This window comes from Streptomyces yamdrokensis (assembly GCF_053890455.1).
This window is the reverse complement of sequence record NZ_CM132679.1, coordinates 2428878-2440877: the sequence shown is the minus strand read 5'-3', so window position 1 is coordinate 2440877 and position 12000 is coordinate 2428878. Positions and strand designations below refer to the sequence as shown.

Below are 12000 nucleotides of genomic sequence, written 5' to 3'. Positions count from 1 at the left end.
GTGCTCGTCTTCGCCGCCTCCGACAAGGGAGGCACGGGTCGCTCGGTCACCAGCGCCAACCTGGCCTACCAGCGCGCCCTCACCGGTGACCACGTGGCCTACGTGGACTTCGACTTCGGCTCGCCCACGGCCGCCGCCGTCTTCGACGTGCCGGGCGCGATGCGCGGCGTCGCGGAGCGGGGCCTGCACTCCTACCTGGAGGGCGAGGTCGCGGAACCGGCCAGGATCGACATCTGGCGGCAGACCGAGCACCCCCTGCTGCACGCCCGGCCGAACCAGTCCGGCCGCCTGGCCCTGCTGCCCGGCGACGCCGGCGGCGGCGAGTTCGTCACCGGCGAGGACACCCTCGACCGCTGCGTCGACCTCCTGCTCAGGCTGCACGGCGAGTTCGACCTGACCGTGGTGGACCTCAGCGCCGGGCGCAGCTACGCCGTGGACATGGTCCTGGCGGCGACCGCCCACCCCCGGATGCGCTACGTCCCCTTCCGCTGGCTCGTCTTCCACCGCTGGACCCGGCAGCACGTGATCGCCGCCGCCGGGCTGGTCCACAAGGAACACGGGATCATCAGGGGCGGCGTCGAGCGCGGACACGACGAGGAGGCCCTGCGCGGCGCCGTCCGGTTCGTCCGGGCCGCCGTGCCCGACCCCGACTCACCGCTGTGGGCCCAGGGTTCACCCGCCCAGGCGGCCTGGATGCAGTCCTGCGACGACGCCCTGCGCCGGCTCGCCGCGGAGCACCGCATCGGCGACAGCGTGGTGCTCGGCGCCGTACCGCTGGAACCCGTCCTGCAGTGGCGTGAGCAGCTGATCACCGAAGAGGACGTGCTCTCCACCCAGATCGCCAACAAGGAGACGCTCGAGGCGCTGGAGGAGATCGCACGACGCCTGACCGACGACTCCTGCTGGGGACGGCCATGACGGACGCAGTGTTCCGCGAGACCACCGCCGAACCGCGCACCCAGGCGGTGCCGCTGTCCCACCTCTCCCTGGAGCTGGGCCACCTCTACATGGAGGACTTCGAGGCCGGTCCGCAGCACCTGCGGCGGCACTTCGCGCAGGTACGGCCCTGGGCGGACGCGGCGCGGGCCGCGGCGTCCGCCCAGACCGGCGGCAAACGCCCCCGGATCAGCACCTGCTTCCTGATCGACGACTACTTCACCCGCTTCTCCAGCCCCGCCGAACTCGTCCCGCTGCTGCTGACGGAGGCGGAACGGGCCGGGCTGGCCGTCGACTACCTGGCACGCGAGTCCGGCTGCGCGGTCGCCGGCAAGGTGCCGGTCGCGGAGGCGGTGGCCGGCCGGCTCGTGGAGGAACCACCACCCGGCAGTTACGGCCTGCGTCCGCCGGCCGCGCAGACCGGCTGGCTGGCCAACGGTGAGCGCAGCCCCGTCGCGCGCGCCCCGCAAGCGATGAAGAAGGCCGTCGTCTGGCAGCCGCCCAAGGAGACCGCGTCCCGCCGCCACTCCGTCTTCCTGGACGTCGAACTCTGGAGCGACGCACCCGACGGGCAGCGCACCTGGTCCTGCCCCTTCCTCGCCGCGGTGTGGCAGCTCTCCCGCCTCGGGCTGCTGCGCACCGAGGGCGAGGCCGTCCTCGAACCCCAGCCGCACACCGCCGACGGCTTCCCCGAGGACTGGGACGAACTGCCCCCGCTGCTCCGGCTCAACCCCCGGGCGGATCCGTTCGCCGCGTACCGCACCTGCTCGGTGGTGCCCAACCGGTTCCTGCCCGTCGAGCACGCCGTCCGCGTCATCCTCGACCAGACCGAGGTGGACCCCGAAGCGCTGGGCCAGACCGCCCGCCGGTCCGCCGGCGAGAAGGTGCCCGTCCCCGACTCGGTCGCCGACCGCGTCTCCTACGTCTTCTACGCGGGGCCGTGACATGGGGCCGGCGAAGACCGCGCCGCGTGTCGTGCTCGCCTGCGGAGAGGTCCGCACCTCGCTGCTGCCGGCCCTGCAGGCCCTCGACAGCCGGGCCGCCGCCCAGCTCCTCGGACTGCGTGCCGACGAACGCGTCCTGCTCTCCGAGCGCCCCAACCTCTACGGGCGCTCGCCGGACACGCTCACCGGCGTCGACTGCCCCCTGCCCAGCGCCAACGGCGCCCGGGTCCGCGCCGTCGGCACGGTCGCCGCACGGGCCGCGCTCACCGAGGGACGCCTGCTCCAGGCCTCCGCGTACTTCAGGGTGCCCGCCACCGGCCCCGACCACCGGCGGCCGTGGGGTCACTACCTGGTACGGCCCGGTGTGGTCGAGCCGTTCGGGAAACTGCCGCACGAGGCGGTGGCCGAGGGCGTGCTGAACGGCGGGCGGCACGGCGATCTCGACGTCGGCCTGATCGCGGACGGACTGCACACCAGACTGCTGCGCCACCCCCTGCTCGACCACCGGCCGCCCCTCAGGTCCCGCCCCACCCGGCTCCGCTGGGTGGCCCTGCCCGCGGACCCGGGCGCCGGCCCGTCGATCGAGCGGTTCACCCTAGCCGAGGACGAGCTGCGCACCGTCCGGCTCCGGGTGCCCGAGGGCACCCCCAGCGAGGGGCTCGCCGGGCTCTGCGACGACCTCGCCCTGCACGACTGGCTGCTCACCACCGTGGTCCGCATCCTCGACGGCATCCGGCTGGGCGCCGGCGCCGGGGCGGCCGGAGCACCGCCGGCCCGGCAGCGTCCGGGAGCGGGCGGGGAGCTTCCCGCCGTGGTCGGGGCGCTGCGGCCCACCGTCGACCATCTGCTGCACCTGTGGATGCCGCGGGCCCGGGTGGCGCAGGACCTGGCGCCGCTCTGGGACGCGCTGGAGGAACGGCCCGGCTTCACCCGGCAGTGGCAGACCCTCGTGCAACGCATCCGCGACCAGCTCACCCTGCACGCGATCCCGTCCCCCCACCGGGAGGCGGACATGGGTCCCTGACCGGACACCGGGCAACCGCCGGACCCGGCCCCAAGCACATTTCCGCATCCCGATCCGACGCGTATCCCAACGGGGGGAAGAGCGAGATGAGCACGGCACCATCACCTGAGCCCGAGGGCACCCGGCCCGAACCCGGCACGGCGATTCCCGCACAGGCGGGGCCGCCGGACGACCCGGGCAGCACAGTGTTACCGCCTTCGGCGGACGCACGCGACACGCCCGACAAGCCGGGCAGGCGGCCGGGTCCGGCCGCATTCGCGTGGCAGCGCCGGCTGCTGGTCGGCTTGGCCCTCGGCCTCCCCGCCTGGGGCGTCGCCGCGCTGCTGGCCCCGGACGCCGGTACGGGGCGGCAGCTCGCCGCCGCCGCGCTCTGCGCCGGTGCCGTCGTGGCCGTCCAGTACCTCCTCGGCCCGGACCGCGAGACGCGGGAGCGGCGGATGCGGGAGCGGCAGGACAGCTACGGGCGGGAGCGGGAGAGGCGGGCGGAGCGCGTCCTGGCCGGGACCGCCACCGAGGTGGGGAACACCGTGCGGGACGGTCTCCAGCGGTACGACGACGCCCTGAAGACCGGTCTCACCCGGCACGCCGAGGAGACGCGGACCGCTTTGAGCCGGCACACCGAGGACATGAAGCAGCTGGTCGAGAACCGCTTCGCCCAGCTGGACCGGCCCTCGCAGCCCTACCCGCCGCTGGACCGGGTCCGCATGGACGGCGTACCCGAACTGGCCCAGCGCTTCGCCGACTTCCTGGCGCCCGGATCCCCGCTCCTCTACTCCTTCGTCCGGCTGGAGATGCAGCGGGTGATCGAGCACATGTCGGCGCTCACCCGGCTGAGCGTGGAGAGCCACGGGGAGAACCACGACTGGATGCTCGGCCTCGCCCACGTCGCGGAGCAGTCGATCTGCGCCATCAGTACGTCCGTCGACCGGGAGTTCTGGAACAGCGAGCCCGCCGGCCGCTACCTCGACGCGCAGAAGCAGGCGATCGAGGAGCACGGGGTGCCCGTACGGCGCCTGTTCCTGCTGGAGAGCGCCCGCGAACTCGACGACCGACTGCTGCGGCTGTGCGACGAGCAGGAGGCGCTGCGCATCGAGGTGCGGGTGGCGGTGCTGCCGGAACTGCCGCCGCACATCCAGCGCGGCACCGCCAACGACTTCATCGTCTATGACGAGGAAGTGTCCTTCGAGATCGAGCAGGACCTGCGCGACGTCAACGTCAGAACCCGGCTCATCGCGCGTCCGGACCATGTCCAGGAGCAGATGAAGCGCTTCTGGAAACTCTGGGAGGCGGGTATGAGCGTCCGCGAACTGGAGGTGCGGGTCGACGACGAGGAGGACGGCACCTGGATGGTCGACCGCGCCTGAGGCCGTTCTGCCCGGCGCCCTCTCCACGGCTTTGCCCCGCCCTCGCCCGGCCCACGCCCCCGTTACTCCCCGGGGAGTGACCAGCCCTCCGCGCCACCCTCGGCAGTACCCGCCGACTCGCCCTCGCGTCCGACGCATCGGCCCTCCCGTGCCGGGAGTCCGGTGAGCGAATCAGGCTGGGCCGGCCGGGTCCGAGTGGAGGGAGACGGTGTCATGGAACTGGTCCGCATCATCGGCCGGGCCATCGCCGTGCCCTTCCTCGGCGTCGACGTCCGCTGCTGCCGGCGGCACGTCACCGGGCTCGTCGAACGGGCCGGACGCACCCGCGAGGAGGAGGCCCGCCGGCGGGTCGCCGAGGAACGCCTGCGCATCGACCGTGACCCGCACGACCTGCACGACCTGCCGGCCCACAGCATCACCCCCATCGGCGTGCGGACCTCCGTCGCCGCGCACGTCCTGGCCGCCGCCCCGAAGCGGTTCACCGGGAGACGGCCGCCATGTCCCTCGACGACATCGCCGGGACCTGCCGTACGGCCCGCGGTGGACTCCGTACGGCCCTGGAGGCGCTGCACGGCTGATCGCGCGGTTCCCGCGCAGTCCCGGGATGCCGGTGACGGCCGGTCCCGAGTGCCTGTCGGACCGCGAGCGGTAGGTGCTCGCGCCGGTCGCGCGGGCTCAACAACACCGAGATCGCCGAGGCGTCGGGGCTGGGCACGCTCGCGGCGAAGACCCGTGTCAGCCGGATCACGGGCAAGCCCGCCGCCCGCGACCGGGCCCAGCCGGTCATCGTGGCCCACGAGTCGGGGCTGGTCGCGCCGGGGACGCCGTGACGCCCCTCCCGTACGCCCCGCCCCGCGTCAGAGGGCGTGCTGCAGCCAGCGCTGGATCGTGTTGTTGATGTTGCCGGGCAGGGCGCTGAGCCGGTCGATGGCCTCGCGGTCCTCGGGGAGCGGCGGGATACCGGCGGCGGTCAGGGCCGCGTGGAGCTCCAGCCGCCGCCGGTCCTGCGGGTCGATGGCGACGTCCAGCCGGGCCGGCGGGTGCGGCGGCGCGATCGGGAAGTCGCCGTAGGTGCCCCCGTCGAAGGCGTACGGGTCGACGTAGGTGTGGTGGGGGCCGTACTCGTACGAGGTGGCGGTCACGTCGGTCTCCAAAGAATCGCGGTCCTACCTCACAGGAGACCGCCCCGGAGCCCGCCACAGGCGCCGCCCCGCCGAAACGTCACGCCATCGGCGTCATAGCCGGGTCATCCTCCGATCGGACCAACCGCCCAGCGGAAAAGCGGAAGTTGGGAGGAGACGGGGAGGGGGTGAAAGCGCCCCGCGGCACGAACGGCCACCACGTATTCGTACGCTTCAACCTGTATGCCCACCAAGGCGTGAATCAATCCGCGGCGCACAACCACCCGGAGCCCTCACAGGTTGTACACCCGCACCGCGTGAATGATCCCGTTCCGCCGTTCAACGGCAGTACGTGTCCCGGGCGGGGCGTTCGCCGGTGGCCAGGAAGTGGGAGACCCGGGCGTCGCCGCAGGCGTTGCCCTCGGCGAGGTAGGCGTTGTGGCCCGTGGAGTTCACGGTCACCATCACCGCGCGCCGGCCCAGCGCCTCGCGGAGCTTCCTGGCGCCGGTGAGCGGGGTGGCGACGTCCCGTTCGTTCTGCACGAGCAGCACGTTGGACGGCCCCCGGTCCGTGATCCTCACCGGCGCCCGGCGGGGCGGGTACGGCCAGGCCGCGCACGGCATCGCGTTGCGCGGCATCCCGGCCGTCAGCGGGAACGCGGTGCGGCTCCCGGCGACGTCCTTCTCGTACACGGCAGGGGACGTGGGCCAGGCCACGTCGTTGCAGAGGGTCCCGGCGCCCACGGCGGCGACGTTCTGGAGCACCTCCTTCGGCGGGGCGGGCGGCGCGGGCGGCACCGTGCCCTTCCGTGCCGCCCGCATCAGCTTCGCCAGGGCCGGATAGCGGGAGGGCCGGTACAGGCTGTCCAGCATGGTCTGGCGCAGGACGTTGCCGTTCAGCTCCTTTGGACTGGCGCCCGGCCAGGGGATCGGCTCGCGGTCCAGACGGGCGGCGAGCCGCAGGAACAGCGGACGCACCTCCGCGGCCGTCTTCGCCACCCGGCCCGGGTTCCCCGGCTTCGACGCCCACGCGGCGAAGTGCGGGAACACGTCCTCGACCCCCTGCTCGTGCCCCGCCAGCCAGGCGCGGGCCACCCGCTCGGGGTCGGGGTCGTCGTTGCTGTCCAGCACGATCCGGTCCGTCCGGTGCGGGAACATCTCGCTGTAGACCGCCCCGACGTACGTCCCGTACGACACGCCCCAGGCGGAGATCCTCCGCTCCCCGAGCGCCGCCCGGACGCGGTCCAGGTCCCGGGCGTTGTCCGCCGTGCCGAGGTGCCGGAGCAGCTCACCGCCGTTGCGCGCGCAGGCGTCCGCGACGCGCTGTGCGGTGGCCGTGTTCCCGTCGACCGAGCCGTCGGGGGCCGGCCACGGGCGCAGTTTCGACAGCGCCAGGTCACCGTGTTCCAGGCCGCAGTCCACGGTGGTGGAGGGGGCGAGGCCACGGGGTGCGAAGCCGATGAGGTCGTACTGGTCGCGCACCTTCTGCGGGAGCTTCTGCCCCTTCCCGGCCGGGTCGTCCAGACTCGAGCCGCCCGGTCCTGCGGGGATCAGGAACAGCGCGCCCCGCCGGGCACGGTCGTTCTCGGCCGGGAGGCGCGACAGCGCGAGGGAGACGGCCGGGCCGTCCGGGTCGGCGTGGTCCAGGGGGACTCGGAGCGTGGCGCACTCGGGGACCGGCTGTGTGTCACCGGCGCCCCCACAGGGCTCCCAGGAGAGGGCGGAGCGGGAGGAGGCGGACGACGACGGCACGGGTTCGGCGGAGGCGGTGAAGGAGGGCGCCAGGGCGACCAGGACGGCTGCCGGTACGGCAGTGAGGACTGCGGTGTGACGCGTGGTGTACGGCATGCGTCCGAGCGTCCCGGACTCCCGTCGCCGCCCACATCCGGGCAACGGGCGTGTTCATGCGGGGGATTACCCCCGGCTGGAGCCGCGACGCACGGTGCCCGTGAACTCCGTCCAGGCCGCCGCCCCGATCACCAGCACGGGGCCGGCGGCCACCTTGCTGTCCCGGACGGGGACGGCGCCGGGGACTCCGTCGGCGACTTCGACGCAGTTGCCGCCGTTGCCATCGCTGTACGTGCTCTTGCGCCAGCGCGCTTCGCTCAGGTCGTACTCGCGCATCCTCTGAAGTCCTCCGCCGCCGATTGGACCAAGGTCAGGGACAGCTCTGGTGACAGCGCCTCTGCCCTGAGCAGATCGTATGCCGATTGCGCTCGATGCACCACGGCCGGATCGTCCAGCAGGTTCCCCGAATACACGGCTTCTGTATAGGCGGTTGGTGGGGCGTCCTCGAACTCCATGAGCCGAAGGTCTCCCGTCATCACGGGATACGCGCCGGCCGTATAGGGCAGTACCTGGACCAGCACCGCCCGATCCTGTGTGAGCCCCGCAACGTGCTCCAGCTGCTCCGCCATGACCGCCGGTCCGCCCACCGGGATGCGCAGCACGTTCTCGTGCAGGATCGCCCAATAGACCGGCCTCGTGGCGTCCTTGAGGATGCGCCCTCGTTCGACGCGTCCCGATACCTTCTGGTCGACCGACTCTTCCGGCGCGAACGGGTTCATTGCCAGCGTGACCGCCCGCGCATAGGCCGGTGTCTGCAGCAGTCCGGGAACCAGCGTCGGCGCGAACTCGCAGATCTTCGTCGCCAGTGTCTCCAGCTCCGCCGCCTTGGCGAAATAATCCGCGTACCGTCGATCGTCGACCAGCTTCCTGCACAGCCGCTCGAAAATACCGTCGGTTTGCAGCGTGCTGTCGATCCGCTGGGCCACGTCCAATTGAGGTTTCCGAATAGCCTGTTCGAATTGGCCGATGTAGCCACCCGACACGAACACCCGCGCCCCCAGTTCCACCTGGGTGAACCCCGACTCCTCCCGGCGTCGCCTCAGTTCCGCGCCGAAGAACTCCCATGCCGCCTGGCGTGAACCATTGGCCATTGCTACCCCCTTTCCCAACCCCTTTGTGCAGCCCTTTGCCTGTAGAGCGCAAACCTCTTCCGAGTGTAGGTTCCGGCGGGCACCTTAAGGGGCGGAAGCGTGAAAGCCGAATAGAAGGGGACCAGGGTGAAGGAACAGCACTCGGCGCTCTGCGTCGAAGAAGCGGAGGACGTGGTGAAAGAATTGCGGGCGTTACTCGCGAAGGCCGGAATTGTTCTGCCGTCACTGGGGCTGGACCCGGTGAGTCTTGCGCGGGAGGCGCCCTGCCCGCTCGTCGAGCTGGGGCGGTGTTCCGTGGAGACCGCACAGCGGCTCGCGGCCGCGGTGGCGAAGTGAAACCGCCGGTCGGGGTGTACGTCGTGGACACCCGGACCGAGCGGATCGGCATCGTGATGGGACATGAGGGGCCCTACATTCAGCTGAGACCGTACGGCGGCGGCCGGGAGTGGGACGCCGAGCCGGTCGCGGTGCGGCAGGCGACGCCCGCCGAGCGGCTGCGCGCGGCGACCGCGTACGCCAACGCGCGCAGCCGGGGGGAGCTGCCTTGACGCCGGGCCCGGGGCCCGGCGGCTCCGCGCGTACGCGAGAATGGGCGCATGAGCCTGTTCCGCGACGACGGCATCGTGCTGCGCACCCAGAAGCTGGGTGAAGCGGACCGGATCATCACGCTGCTCACCCGCGGTCACGGACGCGTACGTGCCGTGGCGAGGGGCGTGCGCCGGACGAAGTCCAAGTTCGGCGCACGCCTCGAACCGTTCTCCCATGTGGACGTGCAGTTCTTCTCCAAGGGGAGCGAGCTGATCGGGCGCGGCCTCCCGCTGTGCACGCAGAGCGAGACCATCGCGCCGTACGGTGGCGGGATCGTCACCGACTACGCCCGCTACACCGCCGGCACGGCCATGCTGGAGACCGCCGAGCGGTTCACCGACCACGAGGGCGAGCCGGCCGTCCAGCAGTACCTGCTGCTCGTCGGCGCCCTGCGGACCCTCGCCCGCGGCGAGCACGCACCGCATCTCGTCCTCGACGCGTTCCTGCTGCGCTCCCTCGCCGTCAACGGCTACGCCCCGAGCTTCGGCGACTGCGCGAAGTGCGGGATGCCCGGGCCGAACCGGTTCTTCTCGGTCGCCTCCGGCGGCTCCGTCTGCGCCGACTGCCGGGTGCCCGGCAGCGTCGTACCCTCGCCGCAGGCCCTGGAACACCTCGGAGCGCTGCTCACGGGAGACTGGGAGGCGGCGGACGCGTCCGAGGGGCGGTACGTCCGGGAGGGCAGCGGGCTGGTGTCCGCGTACCTTCACTGGCACCTGGAGCGCGGGCTGCGCTCCCTGCGGTACGTCGAAAAGTAAGCACGACACGTCGGTACGAGGAGACGAGAAGCACATGGCCGTACGCGGATTCCTGGGGCGTCAGCGCCGGGAGTACAGGACGCCGGAACCGCACCCCTCCGGCGCGCGGCCCCCGAAGTTTCCCGGTGAGCTGGTCCCCAAGCACGTGGCGATCGTGATGGACGGCAACGGCCGCTGGGCCAAGGAGCGGGGCCTGCCGCGCACCGAGGGGCACAAGGTCGGCGCCGAGCGGGTGCTGGACGTGCTCCAGGGCGGGATCGAGATGGGTGTCGGCGCCATCTCGCTGTACGCCTTCTCCACCGAGAACTGGAAGCGCTCGCCGGACGAGGTGCGCTTCCTGATGAACTTCAACCGCGACTTCATCCGCAAGTCCCGTGACGAGCTCGACGAGCTGGGTGTGCGGGTGCGCTGGGTGGGCCGGATGCCCAAGCTGTGGAAGTCGGTCGCCAGGGAACTCCAGATCGCCCAGGAGCAGACCAAGGACAACGACCGGCTGACGCTGTACTTCTGCATGAACTACGGCGGGCGGGCGGAGATCGCCGACGCGGCGCAGGCGCTGGCCGAGGACGTGAGGGCGGGGCGTCTCGACCCGGCGAAGGTCAACGAGAAGACGCTGCAGAGCTACATGTACTACCCGGACATGCCGGACGTGGACCTGTTCCTGCGGCCGAGCGGTGAGCAGCGTACGTCCAACTACCTGCTGTGGCAGAGCGCCTACGCCGAGATGGTCTTCCAGGACGTCCTGTGGCCGGACTTCGACCGCCGGGACCTGTGGCGCGCCTGTCTGGAGTTCGCCTCCCGCGACCGCCGCTTCGGCGGGGCGATCCCGAACGAGGAGCTGCTCGCCATGGAGGGCAGGCAGGAGCAGTAGGGGACGGCGTGGGTACGGCGAAGGGGCGCGGAGATCACCTCCGCGCCCCTTCCCGCGTCCGGGTCCTCAGGCGCCGCTCGACGCCGCCGCGCACTCCGCGCACGTGCCGAAGATCTCCACGGTGTGGGCCACGTTGACGTAGCCGTGCTCGGCGGCGACGGCCTCCGCCCAGGTCTCCACGGCCGGGCCCTCGACCTCGACCGCCTTGCCGCAGTTGCGGCAGACCAGGTGGTGGTGATGGTCCCCGGTGGAGCAGCGGCGGTAGACGGACTCGCCGTCGGCGGTGCGCAGTACATCCACCTCGCCGGCGTCGGCGAGGGACTGCAGGGTGCGGTAGACCGTGGTGAGCCCGACCGAGTCGCCCTTGTGCTTGAGCATGTCGTGCAGCTCCTGTGCGCTGCGGAACTCGTCGACGTCCTGGAGCGCAGCCGCCACAGCGGCCCGCTGCCTGGTGGCGCGGCCCTTCACGGGCGGTCCAGCGGTGGTCACCGGTTTCCTCCTCACGTCTGCCTCTGCCCTGCCGCGGCCATTGTGCCAGGCCGGGCGGAGGCGGGTCAGGCGCCGCCGTCGCCGGGCGGTTTCCGGCCGGCCGAAACGGCGCACTCCGCGGGGTCCGGGGTGGGCCGCGCGGCGCCCGGAGCACGGGCGCGGCGGCGGGCCAGCGGTGTGGCCAGCACGGTCAGCACGATGAACGCGGCGATCGTCAGCAGCACGATCGTCGCCCCGGGCGGCACGTCCTGGTAGTACGAGGCGACCGTGCCGCCGATGGTCACGCTCACGCCGATCGCGACGGCGATGGCGAAGGTGGCGGCGAAGCTGCGGCTGAGTGCCTGGGCGGCGGCGACGGGCACCACCATGAGCGCGCTCACCAGGAGCAGGCCGACCACGCGCATCGCGACGGTGACGGTGACCGCCGCCGTGATCGCGGTGAGCAGGTTCAAAAAGCGCACCGGCAGGCCCGTGACCCGGGCGAACTCCTCGTCCTGGCTGACCGCGAACAGCTGGCGGCGCAGACCGAGGGTGACCAGCACCACGAACGAGGCCAGGAGGCAGATCGCGGTCACGTCGGACTCGGAGACCGTCGACAGGGAGCCGAACAGGTACGAGGTGAGGTTCGCGTTGGAGCCGGTCGGGGCGAGGTTGATGAACATCACGCCGCCCGCCATACCGCCGTAGAACAGCATCGCGAGGGCGATGTCACCGCGGGCCTTGCCGTACCAGCGGATCAGTTCCATCAGGACGGCGCCGACGACGGAGACCAGGGTCGCCATCCACACCGGCGACCAGGAGAGCAGGAAGCCGAGGCCGACGCCGGTCATCGCGACGTGCCCGATGCCGTCGCCCATGAGGGCCTGGCGGCGCTGGACGAGGTAGATGCCGACCGCGGGGGCGGTGATGCCGACCAGGACGGCCGCCAGCAGGGCCCGCTGCATGAAGGCGTAGTTCAGGAGGTCCATC

Annotated in this window: 14 protein-coding genes and 2 pseudogenes; 10 read left to right on the top strand and 6 right to left on the bottom strand. The window is 72.0% G+C overall.

Annotation, left to right across the window (positions count from 1 at the left end; genetic code table 11):
* From ACWZEH_RS10415 to ACWZEH_RS10390, 6 genes and pseudogenes are all read left to right on the top strand, one after another.
* Nucleotides 1-918 (top strand): SCO2523 family variant P-loop protein, encoded by a 918-nt coding sequence (locus tag ACWZEH_RS10415; RefSeq protein WP_456197705.1) that lies wholly within the window; start codon nucleotides 1-3, stop codon nucleotides 916-918.
* Nucleotides 915-1880, top strand: a complete 966-nt coding sequence (locus ACWZEH_RS10410) for an SCO2522 family protein (RefSeq protein WP_456197703.1) — start codon at nucleotides 915-917, stop codon at nucleotides 1878-1880. The genes ACWZEH_RS10415 and ACWZEH_RS10410 overlap by 4 nt, the downstream gene beginning before the upstream one ends.
* Nucleotide 1881: 1 nt before the next feature.
* The gene (locus ACWZEH_RS10405; protein WP_456197701.1) at nucleotides 1882-2904 is read left to right on the top strand and encodes an SCO2521 family protein; all 1023 of its coding nucleotides are present in this window, start codon (nucleotides 1882-1884) and stop codon (nucleotides 2902-2904) included.
* Nucleotides 2905-2990: 86 nt separating this feature from the next.
* On the top strand, nucleotides 2991-4268 hold the full coding sequence (locus ACWZEH_RS10400) for a hypothetical protein (RefSeq protein WP_456197699.1): 1278 nt from the start codon (nucleotides 2991-2993) through the stop codon (nucleotides 4266-4268).
* Between the two features lie 204 nt (nucleotides 4269-4472).
* Nucleotides 4473-4837 (top strand): annotated as a pseudogene (locus ACWZEH_RS10395) (histidine kinase); the annotation flags it as partial.
* A pseudogene (locus tag ACWZEH_RS10390) lies at nucleotides 4825-5098 on the top strand (helix-turn-helix domain-containing protein); the annotation flags it as partial. The pseudogenes ACWZEH_RS10395 and ACWZEH_RS10390, both read left to right, overlap by 13 nt.
* Nucleotides 5099-5125: 27 nt before the next feature.
* Here ACWZEH_RS10390 and ACWZEH_RS10385 read toward each other — a convergent pair.
* From ACWZEH_RS10385 to ACWZEH_RS10370, 4 genes are all read right to left on the bottom strand, one after another.
* Nucleotides 5126-5410 carry a hypothetical protein gene (locus ACWZEH_RS10385; RefSeq protein WP_456197697.1) on the bottom strand — a complete coding sequence of 95 codons (285 nt, stop codon included), beginning with the start codon at nucleotides 5408-5410 and terminating at the stop codon, nucleotides 5126-5128.
* A 318-nt stretch (nucleotides 5411-5728) separates the two neighbouring features.
* Complete coding sequence (locus tag ACWZEH_RS10380; protein ID WP_456197695.1) at nucleotides 5729-7237, bottom strand: alpha/beta hydrolase; 1509 nt, start codon at nucleotides 7235-7237, stop codon at nucleotides 5729-5731.
* Nucleotides 7238-7303: 66 nt separating this feature from the next.
* Complete coding sequence (locus tag ACWZEH_RS10375) at nucleotides 7304-7513, bottom strand: DUF397 domain-containing protein (protein WP_456197694.1); 210 nt, start codon at nucleotides 7511-7513, stop codon at nucleotides 7304-7306.
* Nucleotides 7495-8328, bottom strand: coding sequence for a helix-turn-helix domain-containing protein (locus ACWZEH_RS10370; RefSeq protein WP_456197692.1), 834 nt, complete (start codon nucleotides 8326-8328; stop codon nucleotides 7495-7497). Before ACWZEH_RS10370 ends, ACWZEH_RS10375 begins: the two co-directional genes overlap by 19 nt.
* 126 nt (nucleotides 8329-8454) lie before the next feature.
* Here ACWZEH_RS10370 and ACWZEH_RS10365 point away from each other — a divergent pair, with 126 nt between their 5' ends.
* Genes ACWZEH_RS10365 through ACWZEH_RS10350 form a run of 4 tightly spaced genes read left to right on the top strand, consistent with a single transcriptional unit; the run spans nucleotide 8455 to nucleotide 10542 of the window.
* Nucleotides 8455-8664, top strand: coding sequence for a hypothetical protein (locus tag ACWZEH_RS10365; protein WP_456197690.1), 210 nt, complete (start codon nucleotides 8455-8457; stop codon nucleotides 8662-8664).
* The gene (locus ACWZEH_RS10360) at nucleotides 8661-8876 is read left to right on the top strand and encodes a hypothetical protein (protein ID WP_042172122.1); all 216 of its coding nucleotides are present in this window, start codon (nucleotides 8661-8663) and stop codon (nucleotides 8874-8876) included. Before ACWZEH_RS10365 ends, ACWZEH_RS10360 begins: the two co-directional genes overlap by 4 nt.
* A 48-nt stretch (nucleotides 8877-8924) precedes the next feature.
* Nucleotides 8925-9671, top strand: coding sequence for a DNA repair protein RecO (recO, locus tag ACWZEH_RS10355; protein ID WP_456197687.1), 747 nt, complete (start codon nucleotides 8925-8927; stop codon nucleotides 9669-9671).
* Between the two features lie 34 nt (nucleotides 9672-9705).
* Complete coding sequence (locus ACWZEH_RS10350) at nucleotides 9706-10542, top strand: isoprenyl transferase (protein WP_456197685.1); 837 nt, start codon at nucleotides 9706-9708, stop codon at nucleotides 10540-10542.
* A 66-nt stretch (nucleotides 10543-10608) separates the two neighbouring features.
* On the opposite strand, the gene ACWZEH_RS10345 is transcribed toward ACWZEH_RS10350, so the two are convergent.
* A complete protein-coding gene (locus ACWZEH_RS10345; RefSeq protein ID WP_456197683.1) occupies nucleotides 10609-11031 on the bottom strand; it encodes a Fur family transcriptional regulator in 423 nt (140 codons plus the stop codon).
* 65 nt (nucleotides 11032-11096) lie between these two features.
* On the bottom strand, nucleotides 11097-11999 hold the full coding sequence (locus ACWZEH_RS10340) for a metal ABC transporter permease (protein ID WP_456197681.1): 903 nt from the start codon (nucleotides 11997-11999) through the stop codon (nucleotides 11097-11099).
* Nucleotide 12000: the final 1 nt, after the last annotated feature.

What these genes read in the sequence shown, in the direction of transcription:
- ACWZEH_RS10400 (WP_456197699.1), top strand. Translation starts at nt 2,991, where the DNA reads ATGAGCACGGCACCATCACCTGAGCCCGAGGGCACCCGGCCCGAACCC.
- recO (WP_456197687.1), top strand. Translation starts at nt 8,925, where the DNA reads ATGAGCCTGTTCCGCGACGACGGCATCGTGCTGCGCACCCAGAAGCTG.
- ACWZEH_RS10380 (WP_456197695.1), bottom strand. Translation starts at nt 7,237, where the DNA reads ATGCCGTACACCACGCGTCACACCGCAGTCCTCACTGCCGTACCGGCA.
- ACWZEH_RS10370 (WP_456197692.1), bottom strand. Translation starts at nt 8,328, where the DNA reads ATGGCCAATGGTTCACGCCAGGCGGCATGGGAGTTCTTCGGCGCGGAA.
- ACWZEH_RS10350 (WP_456197685.1), top strand. Translation starts at nt 9,706, where the DNA reads ATGGCCGTACGCGGATTCCTGGGGCGTCAGCGCCGGGAGTACAGGACG.
- ACWZEH_RS10405 (WP_456197701.1), top strand. Translation starts at nt 1,882, where the DNA reads ATGGGGCCGGCGAAGACCGCGCCGCGTGTCGTGCTCGCCTGCGGAGAG.
- ACWZEH_RS10410 (WP_456197703.1), top strand. Translation starts at nt 915, where the DNA reads ATGACGGACGCAGTGTTCCGCGAGACCACCGCCGAACCGCGCACCCAG.
- ACWZEH_RS10340 (WP_456197681.1), bottom strand. Translation starts at nt 11,999, where the DNA reads ATGGACCTCCTGAACTACGCCTTCATGCAGCGGGCCCTGCTGGCGGCC.
- ACWZEH_RS10375 (WP_456197694.1), bottom strand. Translation starts at nt 7,513, where the DNA reads ATGCGCGAGTACGACCTGAGCGAAGCGCGCTGGCGCAAGAGCACGTAC.